Annotated in this window: 19 protein-coding genes; 7 read left to right on the top strand and 12 right to left on the bottom strand. The window is 67.5% G+C overall.

Going from position 1 to position 19363, the window contains the following annotated elements; translation table 11 throughout:
* Positions 1-66: 66 nt before the first annotated feature.
* The 3 genes from QPK32_RS18510 to QPK32_RS18500 form a co-directional block, all read right to left on the bottom strand.
* Positions 67-801, bottom strand: a complete 735-nt coding sequence (locus QPK32_RS18510; RefSeq protein ID WP_290414257.1) for a DUF2971 domain-containing protein — start codon at positions 799-801, stop codon at positions 67-69.
* Positions 802-945: 144 nt separating this feature from the next.
* Complete coding sequence (locus QPK32_RS18505; protein ID WP_290414256.1) at positions 946-1347, bottom strand: hypothetical protein; 402 nt, start codon at positions 1345-1347, stop codon at positions 946-948.
* 93 nt (positions 1348-1440) lie between these two features.
* Positions 1441-1968: a M23 family metallopeptidase gene (locus QPK32_RS18500; protein ID WP_290414255.1), complete on the bottom strand. Its 528-nt coding sequence runs from the start codon at positions 1966-1968 to the stop codon at positions 1441-1443.
* 183 nt (positions 1969-2151) lie between these two features.
* Here QPK32_RS18500 and QPK32_RS18495 point away from each other — a divergent pair, with 183 nt between their 5' ends.
* A complete protein-coding gene (locus tag QPK32_RS18495; RefSeq protein WP_290414254.1) occupies positions 2152-2616 on the top strand; it encodes a nuclear transport factor 2 family protein in 465 nt (154 codons plus the stop codon).
* A gap of 82 nt (positions 2617-2698) precedes the next feature.
* Here the strand turns inward: QPK32_RS18495 and QPK32_RS18490 are convergent, their stop codons facing one another.
* The 3 genes from QPK32_RS18490 to QPK32_RS18480 all read right to left on the bottom strand — a co-directional run bounded on the left by QPK32_RS18490 (position 2699) and on the right by QPK32_RS18480 (position 7574).
* The gene (locus QPK32_RS18490; protein WP_290414253.1) at positions 2699-5020 is read right to left on the bottom strand and encodes a glycoside hydrolase family 31 protein; all 2322 of its coding nucleotides are present in this window, start codon (positions 5018-5020) and stop codon (positions 2699-2701) included.
* 370 nt (positions 5021-5390) lie between these two features.
* Complete coding sequence (locus QPK32_RS18485; protein ID WP_290414252.1) at positions 5391-6050, bottom strand: PIN domain-containing protein; 660 nt, start codon at positions 6048-6050, stop codon at positions 5391-5393.
* A 123-nt stretch (positions 6051-6173) separates the two neighbouring features.
* The gene (locus QPK32_RS18480) at positions 6174-7574 is read right to left on the bottom strand and encodes a PLP-dependent aminotransferase family protein (RefSeq protein WP_374046767.1); all 1401 of its coding nucleotides are present in this window, start codon (positions 7572-7574) and stop codon (positions 6174-6176) included.
* 144 nt (positions 7575-7718) lie between these two features.
* On the opposite strand from QPK32_RS18480, the gene QPK32_RS18475 reads away from it, so the two are divergent.
* Positions 7719-7946 (top strand): hypothetical protein, encoded by a 228-nt coding sequence (locus QPK32_RS18475; RefSeq protein ID WP_290414250.1) that lies wholly within the window; start codon positions 7719-7721, stop codon positions 7944-7946.
* Positions 7947-8078: 132 nt separating this feature from the next.
* Here QPK32_RS18475 and QPK32_RS18470 read toward each other — a convergent pair whose 3' ends face one another.
* Both QPK32_RS18470 and QPK32_RS18465 read right to left on the bottom strand, forming a co-directional pair.
* Positions 8079-9518 carry a methyl-accepting chemotaxis protein gene (locus QPK32_RS18470; protein ID WP_290414249.1) on the bottom strand — a complete coding sequence of 480 codons (1440 nt, stop codon included), beginning with the start codon at positions 9516-9518 and terminating at the stop codon, positions 8079-8081.
* Between the two features lie 88 nt (positions 9519-9606).
* Entirely contained in the window at positions 9607-10002 is a 396-nt protein-coding gene (locus tag QPK32_RS18465; protein ID WP_290414248.1) for a MarR family winged helix-turn-helix transcriptional regulator, read from the bottom strand.
* Positions 10003-10109: 107 nt separating this feature from the next.
* On the opposite strand from QPK32_RS18465, the gene QPK32_RS18460 reads away from it, so the two are divergent.
* Entirely contained in the window at positions 10110-10856 is a 747-nt protein-coding gene (locus tag QPK32_RS18460) for a siderophore-interacting protein (protein WP_290414247.1), read from the top strand.
* A 31-nt stretch (positions 10857-10887) separates the two neighbouring features.
* The gene (locus QPK32_RS18455) at positions 10888-11442 is read left to right on the top strand and encodes a GNAT family N-acetyltransferase (protein ID WP_290414246.1); all 555 of its coding nucleotides are present in this window, start codon (positions 10888-10890) and stop codon (positions 11440-11442) included.
* Here QPK32_RS18455 and QPK32_RS18450 read toward each other — a convergent pair.
* Positions 11364-12560, bottom strand: a complete 1197-nt coding sequence (locus tag QPK32_RS18450; protein WP_290414245.1) for an MFS transporter — start codon at positions 12558-12560, stop codon at positions 11364-11366. The two genes, QPK32_RS18455 and QPK32_RS18450, sit on opposite strands and share 79 nt — an antisense overlap.
* A 109-nt stretch (positions 12561-12669) precedes the next feature.
* Between QPK32_RS18450 and QPK32_RS18445 the strand changes: the two genes are divergently transcribed.
* On the top strand, positions 12670-13605 hold the full coding sequence (locus QPK32_RS18445) for a LysR substrate-binding domain-containing protein (RefSeq protein WP_290414244.1): 936 nt from the start codon (positions 12670-12672) through the stop codon (positions 13603-13605).
* Here the strand turns inward: QPK32_RS18445 and QPK32_RS18440 are convergent.
* Positions 13595-14359 carry a sulfite exporter TauE/SafE family protein gene (locus QPK32_RS18440; protein ID WP_290414243.1) on the bottom strand — a complete coding sequence of 255 codons (765 nt, stop codon included), beginning with the start codon at positions 14357-14359 and terminating at the stop codon, positions 13595-13597. The two genes, QPK32_RS18445 and QPK32_RS18440, sit on opposite strands and share 11 nt — an antisense overlap.
* Positions 14360-14458: 99 nt before the next feature.
* On the opposite strand from QPK32_RS18440, the gene QPK32_RS18435 reads away from it, so the two are divergent.
* Both QPK32_RS18435 and QPK32_RS18430 read left to right on the top strand, forming a co-directional pair.
* Positions 14459-15352, top strand: coding sequence for a LysR substrate-binding domain-containing protein (locus QPK32_RS18435; RefSeq protein WP_290414242.1), 894 nt, complete (start codon positions 14459-14461; stop codon positions 15350-15352).
* A 116-nt stretch (positions 15353-15468) separates the two neighbouring features.
* The gene (locus tag QPK32_RS18430) at positions 15469-16638 is read left to right on the top strand and encodes a PAS domain-containing sensor histidine kinase (protein WP_290414303.1); all 1170 of its coding nucleotides are present in this window, start codon (positions 15469-15471) and stop codon (positions 16636-16638) included.
* A gap of 51 nt (positions 16639-16689) precedes the next feature.
* Here the strand turns inward: QPK32_RS18430 and QPK32_RS18425 are convergent, their stop codons facing one another.
* Together QPK32_RS18425 and QPK32_RS18420 are read right to left on the bottom strand one after the other, a co-directional pair.
* Positions 16690-18114, bottom strand: coding sequence for an S-layer family protein (locus QPK32_RS18425; protein ID WP_290414241.1), 1425 nt, complete (start codon positions 18112-18114; stop codon positions 16690-16692).
* A 62-nt stretch (positions 18115-18176) separates the two neighbouring features.
* On the bottom strand, positions 18177-19193 hold the full coding sequence (locus QPK32_RS18420) for an MBL fold metallo-hydrolase (RefSeq protein ID WP_290414240.1): 1017 nt from the start codon (positions 19191-19193) through the stop codon (positions 18177-18179).
* Positions 19194-19363: the final 170 nt, after the last annotated feature.

Here is a 19363-nt window from a genome sequence, read left to right as displayed (position 1 = left end):
GATATCGAATTCTGCGCTTCAGCATGGGTCCCTGCCTGCGCAGGGACGACGGAGTCACACTGACGATCAAATCGGATCCGTCGCCAGCTTCGACCTGCGCACCGGCGCCCTCACCCCGTAACGCCCGGCCGACTGCCGCACCAGCTGCTCGAACCAGGGCGGCGCGTCCGGCGCGATGACGATGCTGCGCAGCAGCCGCGTCGCATCGACCGGCACCACGATGCCCGGATCGGCGGGCGGCCCCGCCTCGTCGCCGCTGCGGTCCACCACCACGCGCACTTCCTTTTCGTACTCGTAGGCCTTGGTCTTGTAGGCGAAGATGCGCGTGTAGTCGGGCGACACGTCGAGCTTGGGGTCGCGCCAGTGCTTCACGTATTCGACGCGCACGATCGAAGTCTTGTGTTCGGAGATACCCTCCAGCACGTCGGCAAGCTGGCCCACGGTGGTGGTCAGCGCCACCGCGCAGTCGGACTTGCCGTACAGCGCCCACATCGCAGCGCTGTCGTCCTGGTTGCGGTGCCAGCAATTGATGAACACGGATTCGCGCATGCGCCGCTTGAACTGCTCGTAGTCGTAGCCGATCTCGCCGCAGGCATGGGCACGGCTGATCTGCTCGCGCAGCGAGGGTGTGAACGCGCCCTCGAACTTATCCGAGAAATGATCGGCGCGGCAGAAGAACAGCGTGGAATTCTCGAAGAAGTCGAACAGCTTGGCGGCGTCCAGGTAGCGCCACAGCACGGTATCGCGGCGCAGCTGGCCTTCGAGCGTATTTCTTTGTTGAACCGCAGTATCCATCGGCACGGACCTACCCTCCTCGCATACGCACGATTGTAGTGCGGGCGGGCGTTCCGTCGTCCTCAGTCGTGCGCGTGTAGGATTATGCCGATCGTCAGGTGATGTTGGGGACAGGGTGGACGCGCGCCTGCGAGCCGCTCATCGCGGCCATCAGCGCAGCGCGTCGTCGCCGGATGCTTCGCGCAGGCGGAGCTGGCGGGGACCTTCGGCAGCCAGCCGCAGGATCACGTTTTCCGGAACCTGTTCATTGCGCAGCAAGGCAAGCGCGGACGCCGTGCCCATCTTGCGTTCGATCTTCAGGGCGGCTTCGACGATGGCATCGTGCACGTGATTCCTGCGCCGGCAACTGGCTTGCGGCGGAGGCGCCGCATCGGCGTCGCCGCCGGGGACCGGCTTGCTCGCGGCGTGGAGATACCGTTCCGCCATTCCTTTCGGAATGTTTTCTCGCTCGAGATAGGCCATGGCTTCGTCGACGCCCAGCATTTCCTTGTACACCAGTGCTACCTCAAGATGCCGCGACACCAAGTGTTCGCGACGCACATTGCGCGCCATATCGAGCCTCAAAGCATTAGATGTCTATTGGAGGCCGATTATATTTCAGCGCGGATGCGGTTTTCGAATTTTCCGTTTATTTCGCGCGAACATTTAGCGAGCGTTGCGCGGATGCAGAAAAGGATAGGGATTGACGGCACCTTCCGCTTCATAAATGCCATAGTGCAAGTGCGGCGGCGTGGTGCGGGCGTTCCCCGTATTGCCGACGTAGCCGACCACGCTTCCCGGCGCCACGCGCTTGCCGGCATGGACGTCGCCGTAGCGGTCCAGGTGGGCATAATAATGACGCTGGCCGCCAGGCCCAAGCACCCACACGACTTGGCCGCCGAGGCGGTTGGTCCCGACCCGCAGCACGATGCCTTCCGTGCTGGACAGCACGGGCGTGCCCCGCCTGGCGAAGATGTCGATGCCCTCGTGCTTGCGTCCTTCGCTGCGCGCCCCGCCCCAGGTATCGGCCAGTTGCGATGGCTTGACCCCGGCCACTGGCACCGGGAGCACGCCGGGCGCAGGCAGCGAGGCCAGGCGGATCGCGTAGGCGACGCCTTCCAGCCATGGGCGCAGCACGGCCTCGGCCGCGATCAGGACCAGGGCGACGGCGAGGCTGCGCAGGAAGAGTCGCATGGGGTTCCGTAGAGAAGCGGCCGGGCCGCGATACGGACCAGATGGGGACGGCCGGGGAATTTCAAGAGTCGTGAAGCTCGGTCGCGCCGTTCGCGCCATCGTTCCGACCGTTCGTCGGAACCGGCGTGCGGGCGGCGTGCCGCGCTGGCATAGTCGCGTCATTCCAACGAGACGGAGGCGAACATGAACAGGATGGCGGCGGCACTATGCCTGGCGGCGGCAGGAAGCGCTGCGTCGGCGGACGCGGGCACGCAGTCGCGGGAACAATTGACAGCCGAGATCGTGGCCGCCGACGCCCGCCTGTTCGAAGGACTGAACCGGCGCGACATCGGCCGATTGAAATCCGGCTTCAGCCCGCGCCTCGAGTTCTATCACGACCGTAGCGGCGTCACCGGCTACGCCGAGAACATCGCCATCTTCGAAAAAAACTTCGCCGCTCCTGCCCGCGTGCGGCGCGAGGCGATGCCTGAGACGGTCGAAGTATTTCCCACCGGGCCCGACCACGCCATGCACATCGGCAAGCACCGCTTTTGCAACAAGCCCTCGCCTGCCGAGCCGGAAAGCTGCGGCGTGTACCGGTTTTCGATGGTGTGGGAGCGCGATGGCGGCCAATGGAAGCTGCTGCGGGTGCTCAGCTACGATCATTGATGCCTCGCGCAGCGACGCGCACCGGCAATAAAAAAAGCCCCTGCCGTCGAGCAGGGGCTTGTCGTTTCCAGGGCCGGACAGCTTACTTGCCGGCCACCTTCACCAGCTTCGCCATGCCGGCATCGCCGCTCAGCTTGCCCGACGCATCGTTCCAGCGCAGCTTCGTCACGGTCGACTTGCCCTTCTCGTAGTCGTACGACACGCCGTCGTCGTCGTACAGCGAGAACTCGCCGTCCTTGCCCGGATAGACGAGCACCTGGGCGATGGCCTGCTTGCCGCGGGTCGACTGGACGTCGGCGCCCATCGGGATCACGGAACCGGCTTTCACGAAGACCGGGATGCGGTCGATCGGGGCCTGGGCCTTGATCCAGCGGCCTCCGCTGAACTTTTCATTGGTCCAGAAGTCATACCAGTCGGTGCCGGCCGGAAGATACACGTCCTTCTCCGTCTGTCCCTGCTCCGTGACCGGTGCCACCAGGAAGGCTGGGCCGAACATGTACTGGGTGCCGATGTTGGCGACGTTCGGGTCGGTGCCGAAGTCCATCCACAGCGGACGCATGAACGGCGCGCCCGTGTCGTGGGTGAACTTGGCCTGGCTGTAGATGTACGGGATCAGCTGGTAACGCAGCTGGTCGTAGCGCGCCATGATGGTCTCGGCCTGCTTGCCGAAGGACCAGATGTCGGCGTGCTTGCGGTCGCCGTGCAATCGCAGCGTCGGCAGGAAGGTACCGTACTGGAACCAGCGCGTCATCAGTTCCGGATAATCCTGGTTCTTGCCCACGACGTCTTCCGCGCCGGCCGGGTCGACGAGCGGCGCCTTGGTGGCGGTGCTGGTCTGCGGGATCTTCTGCCAGCCGCCGATGTCGTTGCCCCACAGCGCGATGCCGGAAGCGACCATGTTCAGGCCCGCCGGGATCTGGCGCTGCAGCGCTTCCCAGGTCGAGGTGATGTCCGAGGACCAGAACAGTGCGCCGGTGCGCTGCGAGCCGAGGTAGGCGGCGCGCGACAGGATCAGCACGCGCTTGTTCGGCTTCCACGCGCGCATATTGTCGGCGAATCCTTCGACGTGCACGAGCGGGAACAGGTTGTGGTAGCGGTCGCCCGAGCCGATCGAATAGAAGAAGCCGTCCGGCACCAGGTCCGGCTCGGTCTCGTCCAGCCACGGATAATCGAAGCCGTGCGACAGGATGTTGTCGCGCGATTTTTCGAAGAACCACTGGCGCGCCTTCGGATTGGTCGCATCGATCAGGCCGCCCGTGCGGTCCGAGCGGAACGGCAGGCCGTCGACGCTCTTGCCGTCCTTGTCCTTCAGCAGGAAGCCCTTGCGGTCAAGCTCGTTGAAATAGCGGCCCGACGTTTCGTAGCGCGGCCAGATCGAGATGATCGATTCCATCCCCATGTCGTGCAGCTGCTTGTTCATGCCGTCCGGATCCGGATACTCGGCCGGGTTGATGTCCATCTGGCCCATGCGGGTCCAGTAGAACCAGTCGACGACCATCACGTCCAGCGGATATTTCTTCTGGCGGTAGGTATTTGCCACGCGCAGCACCTCGGCCTGCGTCTCGTAGCGCGCCTTCGACTGGATCAGGCCGAATGCCGACTTCGGCGGGATCGGGGTCTTGCCCGTCAGGCGCGCATAGCCGGAATACAGCTCGTCCGGGGTATTGCCCGTGATGACGAAGAAGCTCACGCGCTCGCCCACCTGCGACTGGAACACGGTGCGGCCGTGGATGGCGCCCTGGAAGCGCGTCGCCGACGGGTTGTCCCAGACGATGCCGTAGCCTTTCGAGGACACCATGAACGGAACGCACACGCTCTCCCCGCCCGGCGCGTCGTACCAGTGCTTGCAGTCCAGCACGCGGCCGCGCAGGTCCAGGCCGGACAGCGATTCCTGGTTCTGGCCCATGCCGTACAGGTGCTCGTCGCGCGCGGCGGCAAACGAAGCGCCGACCTGGTAGGTCTTCTCGCCGTTGACCGTGTGCGGCGACATTTCCCAACCGCCCATGTCCAGCACTTTCTCGCCCTTTGCATTCAGTACCTGCAAACCGACCGAGGCCAGCGCCGGCGCGAAATACTTCTCGCCCTGGCTCGGCGTGCGCGCCGGCGGCGCCGGATTCACGCGCAGCGTCATGCCCTTCGAGACGAACACGTCGCCGTCCGCGCCCGAGGTATGGCGGAAGGCGCTGTTGTCGGCCTGCTTCGGCAGGATGCCGTAGCCCGGCCCTTTCAGCACTTCGTCCTTGTCGACCGCGATGGTCACGTGCACGACGTTCGGGCCGTAGGCCTCGACGGAGACCCAGGCGCCGTTGCGGTCCAGGGTCGAGAGGGGCGCGGCGTACAGCGGCGCGGCGATCGCGAACGCCGATGTTAGCGCGAACAGAGTGCGGTTCAGGGTCGGTCTCATCCAGTCCTCTAAAGCAAGGTAATCGGAGCGTCCGTGCGTGGCGGATGGCGTTACGACCGAGGAAGCGTGGATGAAGCTGGGCGCAGGCGCGCCATCCGGCGCCGGCGGCGTCGGTTCGTCTCCCGGCGTAGCGCTACCGTGGCGGCTACGTTCGCATTATTGTTGAGACGACATTGTGCATGTTAGCGAAAACATTTGCAAACGGAATACTTTCGCGCGCTTCATGCCGGTACGGTATAGCCCGGCGCTCTGTTTCACAGGCTGACGAACCGGGAAGCGACGACGTGGCGCGCGCACGGCCACCCACGCCCCGAAGCGGACGCTCGATACAGTCAGGAGAGTCCTCTGGTGAAGTGTCGAATCTCGATTTCTAGTTGGATGACGCATACGTCACCTTGCCACCGATGATGGACAAGTAACCAAGTCCCTGTAGGGCATCGATGACTCCGGAAACGTCGGCATCTGCGAGTTGTCGTTGAAAATGAGCGGCAACCGAGCTCCGTAATGTCTTCTCTGTACGCGGTTTTGTCGCATTTGGCTGTTGCAGCCTGCCAAAAAACACGCGGGCGCGCTCATCAGGCGTCCTAATGTGCGTCGCTTTCACTGCTGGAATCGCTTCGAGTGACGGCCAGCGGCCACAGAAAATCTTCTGGTCTTTAAGATGCTGGATGAGCGGATCGAATCCGCTGTCCTTTGAGATGATGTGAAAGAAAGCGTCCGGCTCGCCGCAAGAAAGGCGCCCGATGTAGTAAGCAATGTGGAAGTCCAGAGCGTTCGGCCCGACGCCCGCAATCTTGACATATTCCGCACGTTCCCCCATGCGTTGCATTGCCGTTACCAGATCGAAGGGCAGCTTGTTCTGCGTGGCTCCAACGAATAACTTGAGTTTGAAGTGGTCGGCAGCAAGGAGACTGAGGGATGCAGGTTGCACGCTCTCGAAATCGATAAGGACTATATTGGTACGCAATTGATCTCTTTCTGTCGTATCCGCTTGGCCAAGTTTAGCATCGTGCTGATAGAGAAAGTTCACTGACTGTCATAACGAGCAAGCTTAGCGCGGGTCAGATTCCACGTCGTAGAGGTGGGGAGCACTGGGTGGAGCGGGAATACCCGGTAGAGCACTCCCACACGAAGCACAGTATTTCCTCAACCTTCAAACGACGGCAGCGCCGAACGACTCCGGCCGCCTCGCCAGCAGGTCGGACAGCCGTTGCAGCCCCGCCTGCAAGCGTGCACGATCCTGGATGCTGCCCAGCGAGATCCGGATCGCATTCGCGGATGCGCCGCCGGTGGCGAACGCCTCCGCCGGCGTCACGGCGATGCCTTCGCTGTCGGCGGCGCGCGCCAGTTGCGAGGAATTCCAGTACGCCGGCAACGGCAGCCACACGTGCAGGCCGTCTCCCGCGCCGCCGTAGCGTCCCGCCAGCACAGCGCGCGCCATCCGGTGGCGCAGCCGCGCTTCCTTGCGCACGCCGTCCATCAATCGCCCGGCCGAGCCGTCGAGGATCCACTGGGTGGCCAGTGCAGCCGTCAGCGGCGCAGCCATCAGCGCGAACGACCTGAGCGCGGCCAGCAAACGTTTGCCTTCGCGCGGGTCGCGCACGAGCACGAAGGCGATCCGCAAGCCGGGCGTCAGGCATTTCGACAGCGTGGACACGTACACGACCTGTTCCGGTGCGAACGCGGCGATGGGCGGCGGCGCGGCATCGGCGAGCAGCCAGTAGGGATCGTCCTCGAGGATGCGCAGCTTGCAGCGCTGCGCGACGACGGCGAGCTCCTTGCGGCGGCGTTCCGGCATCGTGATGGCGGTCGGGTTCTGCAATGTCGGATTGAGGTAGACCAGCGCAGCCTCGTGCTGGCGGCAGGCCTGCTCGAGCCTGTCGGGCAGCATCCCGTGCCGGTCCGCTTGCACCGCCACGATGCGGCGGCCGAACTGGGTTGCCGCGGCGAGCAGGCCGGGATACGTCATCGGTTCCGCCAGGATGACGTCGCCAGGCTCGGTCAGCGCGAGGATCAATGCGGCGATCGCCGCTTGCGCACCCGGACAGACGATCACCTGCCCCGCGTCCAGCTGTCCAAACATCGGCGCGAGCCATCGGGCGCCGGCCTTGCGGTCGGCGTCGCTGCCTCCGCCCAGGTGGTAGGTCATCAGCAATTCGTTGTCCGCGCGCATCAGCACCTGGGACAGGCCCTGTTTCAACAGGTCGTCGAAGTCCACGCCGTCCGGCGGCGGCGGGGTGTTCATGCTCAGGTCGAGGATCGACGTCAATTCGGCTTTCGCCGCCGCGACATACGTGCCGCGCGCGCCCCGGCCCTCCAGCAGGTTGCGGCGCCTGGCTTCGTCGTAGGCGCGCGTGACAGTCGTCAGGTCGACGCCCAGCTGGGCTGCCAACTGGCGCTGCGTCGGCAGCCGGTCGCCCGGTTTCAGCGAGCCGTCTTCCACGGCCGCCTGCAGCGCATCGGCGATCTGCAGGAAACGGGGCCCGCCGCGCGCCGCCAATCGCGGATACCAGGTTGTCAAGCCTTCTTCTTGCATGGTTCTCAACTGGGACATTTTGTCTCAATGTATGGAAATTGCTTTCAAGTAGTATGCCCCACAGTTAAGACGGTGGCGCTAACGAACGATGCAGCTGCCGCAACGCCGTACCGAGGAATGCGCCTCGGATTATGTAGTCATCGCTTGGAAAGAATCGACATCATGGACTGGATCCCGATCGTCTTCGTGACATTCAAGGTGGTCGTGCTCGTCACGGGCATGTTTTTCGCCATTAAGTGGCATTACGACCAGGGCAAGAAGGAAAAGGTCATGGACACGCGCGCCTTGCTGCGCGCGGGTGGGAAGGCGGCCGCGATCTTCGTCGTGCTGCTCGGCGGCATCGGCATCGCCACCTTCGCCCTGATCAGGGTGTTCGGCATGGAGCTGTAGGAACATCTCGACCTTGCCGGCCGCTATCCCCCGGGGGTGCCGGCTGTTGCGGGAGGCGCTATCGCGCGCGTCCATGCTCACCCGGTGCGCCTGCGCAGGATGGCGCAAGGCGGCCAGTTCGCCCAGGCCGGCCTAGGCCGCATGCGGCAACGCGGTGCGCAACTTCGCGGAATCGAACCCCACCCTCACCGCGCCCCAGTGGCGCCCGCCGATCTCCACCGGCATCGACAGATCGTTGATCACCTCCCCCGTATCGCGCAGATAGGTCTGGAACAGGAAAGGCTTGCGGTTGGCGGCCAGCCGCGCTCCGACCGGGTCGTCGAAGATGCGCTTGTTGCGGCAGTTGACGAGGTCGTGCTCGCGCACCCCCGTCGGCCGGCGCGAATACCGTGCGTTGTGCGCCGGCGCGTAGCCGCGGTTGTCGACGGCGAGGGAATAGGCGCAGCCGGGCAGCGCGCCCAGCACGCGGTCGAACAGCGCCTGCAGGTCGCGCTCGACGGCGCCGTCGTACGACGTGGTATAGCGCGGCGGATCCGAATTCGGGATGGCGCGGTAGGCCTGGTCGAAGATGTCGGCGCCGCGCGCCTGGTGGCTTTCCAGGCAGCGCCGCACCTCGTCGCGCAGGCCCGTGGTCGCCTCCACGAGGGCATCGAACGGCGTGCCGCCCGTGTGGAAGCCCGCCAGCGTGGCCTGGATGTCCTCGGTGGTGGCGCGCACCTCGTCGACGCGGCGCGAGGCGTCGTTCATCGCCCTGCCCGCTTCGGACGCGTTGCGGGCCACGTCGCCGACCTTCACGCCGATGTCCTGGCTGATGCCGTCCAGCGCCTGCATCGCCTGCGCCATCTCGTTGACGGTGCCCGTCATCCTTTCGAAGTCGGCGACGAAGGACTGGAAGCGGCCGGCGGCCTGCGCCACCTCGCGCGCCGACACGTGCACCCCGTCCAGGATGGCGGACGTGGCCCCGCTGGCCGATTCGACCAGTTCGCGCATCTCTCCGTTGGCGCCGGCGATCTTGGCCGTTTCCTCGTTGACGAGCTGGGACAGCCGGCGCACCTCGCCGGCGACGACGGCGAACCCGCGCCCGGCGCTGCCGGCCCGCGCGGCCTCGATCGCGGCATTGATGGCCAGCAGATTGGTCTGGTTGGCGATGCGGTCGATGATGGCGCCGAATTCACTGATCGCACGCGAATGCGCGACCAGTTGCTCGACCGTGCCGGCGAAGCCCTCGACCTGCGATTCGATGGCGCGCATGCGTTGCTCCAGGCTGGCCAGTTCGCCCATCGAGGCGCGCGCCGCGTCGAGGTTGCGGCCCGCCGTGCCCGCGATCTCGTCGGTGCCGGCCTTGACGCCGGCCGACAGGTCCGTCACCTCGCGCGCGGCGCCGGCCAGCGCCTGCGCGGCGGCCGCCTGCTCGCGCGCGCGGCCCAGCGCATGGTCGACTTCCTTGCGCAGGCGCGCGGCGTTGATGGCCGTCGTGATGCTGCCGTCCCGCGCATGGGCGACCAGGCCACGCAGGGACCCGCGCAGGCGCGTACCGCCGAGACGGGCTTGTAATGTCTTCAACCAGCGCATCGATCGTCTCCAGCAATATTTGTTTGAGGAAACTATAGCTGCATCGTTGCGCTGTGTCATTACCCGCGTAAAAAAACCACAGTTGGTTTCAGTCCTCTTGTGCCGCCAGGTTGATGCGTACCCGGTCGAGCAGCGCCAGCAGCGCGGCCCGCTCGGCCTCGCCGATGCCAGCCAGCGCCGCCTCGGCCAGCCGGCCGTCGTCCTGGTGCAGGGCCGCGTGCATGGCCTCGCCGGCCGGCGTCAGCGCCAGCCGCGTGATGCGGCGGTCCTGTTCGTCCACCGTCGCGTCGACCAGGCCACGCTCGCGCAGCGTGCGGATCAGGCGCGCCACCTGGGCCTTGTCGCGGCCCGCGTGCGCCACCATGTCGCTCTGGGTAGCGCCGGGATGGCGCGCGAAGTAGCCGAGCGCCTTCGCCTCCATATGGGCCAGCTCGTGGGCGCCGTCGCGCAGGCTGCGCTGCCGCGCCGAGCGGAACAGATGCATGATCGCGTGCATGGCCTCGATGACCTCGCCTGCGGCAGGGGATTGGTTGACTTTATCAACTTTGCTTTGCATAATGGTGGACATTATCAACTAATTTTGGAGCAACGATGCAACAGGATGCCACGCACACCAACGCCGCCGCACCGGAAATCCAGCGCGTGCGCCACGAACTCAAGCTGCGCGACCTCGAAGTCGCGCGCGTCGAGCCGCTGAGCCCCGGCTTCGTCGCCGTCACGTTCCAGGGCGAGGCGCTGGCCGACTTCGTCTCGCTGTCCTTCGACGACCATGTGAAATTCTTCTTCGACGACGGCAACGGTGGACAGGCGAGGCGCGACTATACCCCACGCCGCTTCAGCCGCGAAGCGCGGGAACTGGTCGTGGAGTTCGCCCTGCACGGCGAAGGCGCCGCGTCCGACTGGGCGCGCCGGGCGCAAGCGGGCCAGCGCATGCAGATCGGCGGCCCGCGCGGCTCGTTCATCATCCCGATGGAGGCGGCCTGGCACCTGCTGGTGGGCGACGCCACCGCCCTGCCCGCGATCTCGCGCCGCCTGGAAGAACTGCCGGCCGGCAGCCGCGCGTTCGTGCTGGCGCTGGCCGACGCCGCCGACCGCCGCGCCTTTGCCGGCGCCGCCGCCGCCGACATCCGCTGGTTCGACACGCCCGATGCGCTGCTGGCGGCGCTGGAACAGCTGGCGCTGCCGCCCGGCCACGGTTTTGCCTGGGGCGGCGGCGAAGCGTTCGTGATGGCGCAGGTGCGCAAGCTGCTGGCGGACAAGGGGATTCCGCGCCAGGCCACGCGCGTGTCCGCCTACTGGAAGGAAGGCGTGGCGGAGCACCACGAGAACCTGGACTGACTCCCGCAAAATAAGCTGTTACGCTGGGGGGATGCACATCGTTCCCTTCTCCCCACCCCACGCCGCCGGCGTCGTCGACGTCATCCTTCCGATCCAGCAGGCGGAATTCGGCATCCCGGTCACGCTGGCCGACCAGCCCGACCTGCTAGACATCGCGGGCTTCTACCAGCAAGGCGGCGGCGGCTTCTGGGTCGCGCTGGACGAAGGCACGGTCGTCGGCACCATCGCCCTGCTCGACATTGGGCTGCACGACGGCGGCCATGGCGACGGCGCGCTGCGCAAGATGTTTGTCGCGGCGAACCACAGGGGGAAGGAGTACGGCACGGCGGCGCGGCTGCTGGACACGCTGCTCGCGCACGCGCACACGATGGGCATGCGCCGCATCTGGCTGGGCACGACCGACAAGTTCCTGGCCGCGCACCGCTTCTACGAGAAGCACGGCTTCGAACAGGTGGCGCGGCAGGACCTGCCCGCCGCGTTTCCCGTCATGGCGGTGGATACGCGCTTTTATGCGCGTGGCGCCGCCATCCCGGCCACGAGCGGCACGGCCAGCGCCGCCAGCAGCGCGATGGCGGCGGACACGTAGCCGATATTCCCGGCACCCCAGTTGGAGATGCTCACGCCGCCCACGACGGCGCCCAGCGCGATGCCGCCGTTGGCCGCGGACACGTTGATCGTGCCCGCCAGCGCCTGGCCGCCCGTCGCCGCCTTCATCACGCGGATCTGGCAGATCGGATACAGCGCCGTGTTCGCGACGCCCCACACGGCCAGCGCGCCCACGAAGGCCGGCAAGCGGCCGACGAAGGCCATCGTACCCGCCATGCCCAGCGCCAGCACGACGCTGAAGAGGGCCGTCGTGGCCAGCGGCTTGCGGTCGATCCACAGTCCGCCCAGCCAGTTGCCCGCCAGGCCGACGGCGCCGAAACCCATCAGCCACCAGCCCACCCGCGCCGGGGCGATGCCGGCCGATTTTTCCAAGGTTTCGGCGAGGTAGGTGTAGCCGGTGAACATGGCGGTAAATACCAGCACGGACAGCGCCACGTTCGCGAGGAAGTACGGGCTTTTCAGGATCTGCGCCTGGCTGCCCGGCGCGGCGGCGTCGTTGCCGCGCACGGCCGGCAGCGTCGCCGCCATCAGCAGCGCGATCAGCAGCGACAGCCCGGCCAGCAGCGCGAACGCGCTGCGCCAGCCGACGGCGTCGGCCGCCAGCGTGCCGAGCGGGATCCCGAACAGCATGGCGGCGGAAATCCCGAGGTAGACGGTCGACACGGCGCGGCCGCCCTTGCCCGGCCCCGCGATCCGGGCCGCCGTGTCGCTCGCCGTGCCCCAGAACACGGGCAGCGCCAGCGCCGGCAGCAGGCGCGCCACGGCCAGCACCCAGATGTTCGGTGCGATCGCCGCGAGGCCGTTGGCCGCTGCGAACAGCACGAGGATGCCGACGAACAGGCGCTTGCGGTCGACGTGCGCCAGCGCCGCCGTGAGGAACGGTCCGCAGACCATGACGACGACGGCGAACAGCGTCACCAGCTGGCCAGCGCTGGCCACGCCAATGCCGAGGTCGCGCGCGAGCGCGGGCAGCAGGCCGACGATGAGGAATTCCGTCGTGACGATGACGAAGGCCGCCACGGCGAGGATGGTGATCGACGCGGTGCCTCCCTGGACGGGCGCGCGTGCCGCCGGGGCGGCGGAATGGGTACCGGACATTGCAATGCTTTCTTAAAAAATCCCAGCGTGCATGGTATAAAAGACGAGAATTCCCGTGTTGGATATAAATTCCAAGCCTTTAAAGAACAAAATTCCGAAATAGACCGCCATGAGCGCCGCCGACCGCCTGAAAGGCGTTGAGACTTTCGTTGCCGTTGCCGAAGCCGGCAGCTTCACGGCCGCCGCCGAGCGGCTGCACCTGACCAATTCGGCCGTCGGCAAGGCGATCGCCCGGCTGGAGGCCCGCGTCGGCAAGCAGCTGTTCGACCGCACCACGCGGCGCCTGGACATGACGGATGCCGGCGACGCCTTCTATCGAACCTGCGTGCGCGTGCTGGAAGAGCTGGACAGCGCCGAGCGGCTGCTGGCGGCGGATCACCTGGAACCGTCGGGACGGCTGCGCGTCGACATGCCCGCCACCTTCGGCCGCTTGCACGGCATGCCGGCGCTGCTCGCATTCGCTCGGCAGCATCCGCAGGTGACGCCGCACGTCACCTTCACCGACCGCTTCGTCGATCCGGTCGAGGATGGCATCGACCTCGTCGTGCGCATCGGCGGCGCGGACGCGTGGCCGCCGGCGCTGGCCTGCCGCCACCTGGGCAACGAGGAACTGGTCTTCTGCGCGGCGCCGGCCTACCTGGAACGCCACGGCACGCCACGCTCCTTCGACGAACTGCTGGGCCACGCCGCCGTGCTGTACGGCCGCGCCGACGGCAGCACGGGCCCCTGGACCGTGCGCGACGGCGCCAGGCCGCCCACGCGCCACCACGTCGAGGGCCGCATCGTGCTGGGCCAGGCCGAAGCCCAGGTCGCGGCCGTCGAGGCCGGCCTGGGCATCGCCCAGCTCGCGACCTGGCTCGTGGAACAGCGCATCCGCGAAGGCAGGCTGGTCGCGATCCTGCCCGCGCTGGCGACGCCGGGCCTGCCGCTGCACCTCGTCTGGCAGCGCAGCCGCCAGCATGCGGCCAAGATGCAGGCGCTGGTCGCGCACTTCGCCGGGACGCTGCACATCGGCGGCGACGCGCCGGCACCCGCTAGCGGATGAACGGCGCCAGCATCAGGTGCAGGCCGAGCGCCAGCAAGCCGGCGAAGAAGCAGCGCCGGAACAGCGCGGGGCGGATGCGGCCGCGCAGGTGCTGCCCCAGCCACATGCCCAGCAGGGCCGGCGCCAGCGCGTACAGCGACAGGCCAGCCGCATGGAGCCGCCACTGTCCGGCCAGCAGCAAGGCCGCCGCCAGCGCGCAGGTGGACGCCGTGAATGCGAGGCCGAGCGCCTGCACCAGCGCGTCCCGCTCCAGCCGCAAACCGCCCAGGTAGGGCACCGCCGGAATCACGAACACGCCCGTCGCCGCCGTGATCAGACCCGTCGCCAGGCCGACGAGCGGTCCGGCATGGCGCTCCGCATGCGGCGCCACGTCCAGGCGGAAGGCGGCCAGGCCGCTCGCCGCGTACAGCATGAGCGCGCCGCCCAGCGCCGCCCCCGCGCCCGCCGCGCCGCCTGGCGGCAGCAGCGCCCCGCCCGCCAGCGTGCCGGCGACGATCGCCGCCAGCATCGGCCACAGGCGGCGCAACAGGTCCGCCAGGCCCGGCCCCGCCGCCAGCTGCCATGCATTCGTCACCAGCGAAGGGATGATGAGCAGCGCGGCCGCCTCGCGTGGCGCCATCACGATGCCCAGCAAGCCCACGGCCACCGTCGGCAGGCCCAGCCCGACAACGCCCTTCACCGTTCCGGCGAGCAGGAAAACGAGAAAAATATAGGCCAGCGTGCCCAGGCCTTCAGCGGACAGGATCGTGTTCATGGCGCGTATTGTTCGCCACGCCCCGGTCTGCGACAATGCGGAAGAACCGGAGGCAGCCTTCGTCCTTGCCGAAGGCACTCCGCAAGAGAGGAGAACCGATTGCGTTACGACCTGACCGACCTGCGGCTGTTCCTGCACGTCGTCGATGCGGGCAGCATCACCGCCGGCGCCGCGCGCGCCCACCTGGCGCTGGCATCGGCGAGCGCGCGCATCGGGGCCCTGGAGGACGCGCTGGGCATGCCGCTGCTGCTGCGCGGGCGCCGTGGCGTGCGGCCCACGGCGGCCGGCGACGCCGTCGTGCGCCATGCGCGCCTCGTGTTCCAGCAGCTCGCGCGGCTGCAGGCGGAACTGGGCGACCACGCGGGCGGCATCAAGGGCGCCGTACGGCTGGCGTGCAACACGGCCGCGATGAGCGAATACCTGCCTGACGCGCTCGCCGGCTTCATGGCCCGCCATCCGGGCATCGACGTGGAGCTGGACGAGTGTCCCAGCGCGGAGGTGGCGCGCAAGGTGCGCGCGGGGGCAGCCGACCTCGGCATCGCGGCGGACACGGTCGACCTGGCCGGCCTGGCCTGCCTGCCCTTCCGCGTCGACCGCCTGGTGGCGGTGGCGGCGCCGGATGCGGCACGCGCGCTGCTGGCGCCGGACGCCACCGCCGTATCGTTCTCGCGCCTGCTGGACGCCGACCACGTGGGCCTGGCCGACGACAGCGCGCTGGGCCGCTACCTGGCCGACCAGGCCGCGCGCTCGGGCCGCACCTTGCGCGTGCGCGTGCGGGTGGGCAGCTTCGATGCCGTGTGCCGCCTGGCGGCGGGCGGGATCGGCGTCGGCATCGTGTCCGAAGTGGCGGCCCGGCGCGGCGCGCAATCGCTCGACCTCGCCATCGTCGCACTGGCCGATGCCTGGGCGCTGCGGCGGCTCGCCGTGTGCATGCGCAGCCCGCCCGAACTGCCGCCGGCGGCGCAGGCGCTGGCCGACGCACTCGCGGTCTAGCGGGATTGCCGCGCCCGAATTTCCCGAAATGCGCTAGCGTATGCCTTGCCGTCCAGCGTTGGGGACAGGCGACATCATATGGGTGACTCGAGGAGACAAGCCGCATCGTGGATGACATGCCGAGCTACTGGAATGCCGACCAGGCCGCCGCGTTCGCGCGCCTGTTGCTGGGCGCGGCGCAGCAGTACGGCGTCGTCTTCTACGACGATGCGCTGCGCATCACGGGCTGGGGCGCGGGGGCGCACTTCGTCACGGGCTGGCGCGCCGACGAGGTGCTGGGACGCTCGACGGCCATCCTGTTCGTGCCCGAAGACGTGGAGCGCCGGATGCACGAGCACGAGGCCAATACGGTGCGGGTCGTGGGCGTGGCCGAAGACGAGCGCTGGCATCTGCGCAAGGACGGCTCGCGCTTCTGGTCCAGCGGCGCCAGCATGGCCATGGATGCGGGAGACGGCCAGGGCACCCGTTTCGTGAAGATCTTCCGCGACGTCACCCACCTGCGCACGCGCATGAAGTACCTGGAGAACGTGCAGCACGAATGCAATGTGCGCCAGCACGAGAAAAATGTGTTCATCGGAACCATCGCGCACGAGATGCGCAATCCCCTGTCGCCGCTGAAGACGGCGCTGGAACTCATGAAGCGCCAGCCGGACCCGAATCCGCGCCATGCGCAGCCGATCAAGATCATGGACCGCCAGGTCGGCTTCCTGGAACGGCTGATCGAGGACCTGGTCGACCTCACCCGCGTCCAGACGGGCAAGATGAGCATCGCCTACGGCCGCGCCATCCTGCAGGAAGTCCTGTTCGAAGCGCTCGATGCCTGCGGCAGCGCTGCCGAGAGCAAGGGCACGACGCTGCACCACGTCATGCCGCCGGTGCCGATCGAAGTCGACGTGGATGCGAGCCGCCTGATACAGGTGATCGTCAACCTGCTCAACAACGCCATCAAGTACACGCCGGCCGGCGGCAACATCTGGCTGTCCTGCACCGTGGACCAGTCCCACTTCGTCTGCTACGTGAAGGACGACGGCCAGGGCATCGGCGCGGAGCTGCTGCCGCGCATCTTCGACATCTTCACCCAGGCCGACGGCACCCACGCCGAGCGCGGCGCGGGACTGGGCATCGGGCTCTCGGTGGTGAAGGAGATCGTCGCGCTGCACGGCGGGACGATCGAGGTGCGCAGCGAAGGGCAAGGACGCGGCAGCGAATTCCTGGTCCGGATCCCGCAGCGCCACCCCTGCCCGGCGGATTCCGGTCCGCGACCGCCGCCCAGGCACGCGCCCTGAGAACGCGAGCGGTCGCGCCTATATCGCCGGCATCGAGGTCGTTCCAAGCTCTTACTGTACGCGCAAGCTGATGAGATGGCGGGCAATGACGCCTGCTTCGCCTTGCCAGTCGCGCCAATGCTTGAGGCGCAACTGGTAGTTGCGCGGCTGCGCTGCGCGCACGCCCGTTCTGCACCGAGGTCTTGACCTCGTTCTTGACGGCGGCGATGTTGATGCTGCCGCCCGCCAGCAGCTTGCCGGCCCCGCTACCCCGGTGCCGATCGACACCTGGGTACCGGTCAGGTTCCCCATTGCGGCGATCGTCAGGTCGCCGCCGGTGCCGATCTGGCTCAGCTGGTGCGTGATGCTGCTGTCCTTCTCCGTCACGCCGGCGCTCTGCGACTGATACGTGCTGCCGGTCTGGATGGTGCTGAAGTCGATGTTGCCGCCGGGGCTCAGCGTGGCGTTGGTGCCGACGTTGATCTTGCCGGCCAGGTCGACCAGGTCGCGGCCGGCCAGGATGTCCAGCGTGCCCCTCGACGAGATCGTCGCCACGTTCGACAGCGACGTGTAGCTCCCGCTGTTCGGCCCGAAGTCGTACGTCTCCTTCACGGTCAGCGATTCATTGCGGATGTCGCCGTCGGCCTTCAGCGCCACCGCGCCGCCCTTGATCGTGCCGCCGGCATTGACGATATCCTGCCCCGCCACCAGCACGGTGCGGCCGTTGCCGCCGTCGATCAAGCCGCCCTGGTTGACGATGCTCTCGGTGACGTTGATGCTCACGCCATTGCCGGCGACGAGCGCGCCGGTCGGTTTCACCGATTCCTGGCCCACGTGGGCCAGGTACACCCGCGGCACAAGGACCGTTTCGGTGCTGCCGTCCGGGAGCATCACGGTCTGGTTTTCCATCCACACGATGTCGCTGGTCAGGCGGCTGACCTGGTCGGCGCTGAGCGCCACGCCGGGGCGCAGGCCGAATTCCTGGGCGGCGCTGACGGCGTTGGTCAGCAGCTGCTTGTAGGTGCTGTCGTCGCTGGCGCCGATGTCGGATTGACGGCCCGTCAGTTCGGATAACTGCTCACGCACCATGCGTTGTTCGTAGAAGCCGTCGCCCAGGCGTTTCTGCGTCGTGGCCGGGTCCAGCGTCAGCTGGTTCAACAGGTAGTCGCTGCTGGTCCACTGCTGCTGGTTGGCGAATTGCGGCCGGGTCTCGTACACGTAGCTGCCGCTGGCGTCCGGGCTCTTGATGAACAAGCCGCTGGGCGAGACCTTGGTCACGTTGCCCAGTCCTGCGTCTTGGACGCCGGCCGCGGAGCGGCCCGCTTCCGGGCCGGCGCTGCTGGCCACGTCACCGAGGCGGGTGCCGTTGGCGTTCGCCCCCACTCCCACGTTCAGGCGCGCGTCGTTGCTGGCGCCGCTCCGTCCCGCCGTTCCCGCCGTCGCCGCACCGTTGGCGATGCCGCTGGACGTGGCGTCGCCGCCCGTCGCGGCACACACATTGTGACAATCCGAGATATTTCTTCTAATGAAAGATGAAACTTTTTGACATGGTGAGAAATCTACGTCGGCTGTAGCGCTGACGCCACATCGGACCGCCGCCGTTCTTCGCTTGGCAGCCGCTCCAGCACGTACTGCTTGTCGAGCACATACCGGTCGAAGTCGCGCGCCATGAACAGCCCGCCTTCGTACACGGAGCGCGCTTCCGCCTCCACGTCGCCGATGCCCGGCTGTCCCGGCCCCGGCCGCTCCTGGTAGCGGGGGCTGAAGTGCGTGAGCACCAGGTGCAACAAGCCCGCTTCCTGCGCCATGCGTCCCACCATCAGCGCGGAGCTGTGCTGCGGTCCCGGTCCCACCTTGAGCCGTATCGCCTCCGTATATGTCGCTTCGTGCACCAGCACATCGGCCTGGCGCGCTTCGTCCAGCAGCAGCTCCGGCCGGTCGTTGTCGCCGCCCACGACGATCCTGCGCGGCCGGCGCGGTGTCTGCAAGACGTCCACCGGGCGCACCAGCCGGCCATCCTGCATGACCACGTCTTCCCCGCGCTGCAGCCGCCCCCAGGCTTCGCCGCGCGGCACGCCGGCGGCGCGCAGGCGCTCCGGATCGAGGCGGCGTTCCACGTCGCGTTCGGTGAACGTGTAGGCCCACGAGGGCATCCGGTGCGACAGCGCCGTCGCGCGCACGTCGAAGTCGCAGAACGCGGCATGGCCGGGCAAGTCGTCGATGGCGATGAAGTCGAGCGCGAACGGCAGCGCGAGCTCGCTCGTCTCCATCACGGCCTGCAGCAAGCGCCACAACGGCGGCGGACCGACGATCGCCAGGGGCGCCGTGCGGTTGCCCATGCCTGCGCTGGCCAGCAGGCCCGGCAGGCCATAGCAGTGGTCGCCATGCATGTGGGTGATGAAGATGGCCTGCAGGCCGTGCAGCGTCAGGTGCGTGCGCAGGATCTGGTGCTGGGTGCCTTCGCCGCAGTCGACCAGCACCCACCCCTTCGACGTGGGCGAATGCAGCGCCAGGCCGCTGACGTTGCGGGATCGGCTGGGCGTGCCGGACGAGGTACCGAGAAACTGGAATTCCATGGTGATCCATGCGGGTGGAGAGCGATGCCGTATTATCGGCGAGGCCCGGGCGGGGCAGCGTCCGCCTCGTTTCGTCGCCCGTGGCACGGTTTCATGCCGCGCCGGGCCGGCTTCGTCGCATGCGGCTTGCTCCCTGCCTCCCGCCGACGGCACAATGCGGCATCGGATTA

It is taken from the genome of Massilia sp. YIM B02763, from assembly GCF_030412015.1.
Taxonomy (GTDB): domain Bacteria; phylum Pseudomonadota; class Gammaproteobacteria; order Burkholderiales; family Burkholderiaceae_D; genus Telluria.
Note: the sequence above shows the minus strand (reverse complement) of the source record. Positions and strands in the feature narration are given on the sequence as shown.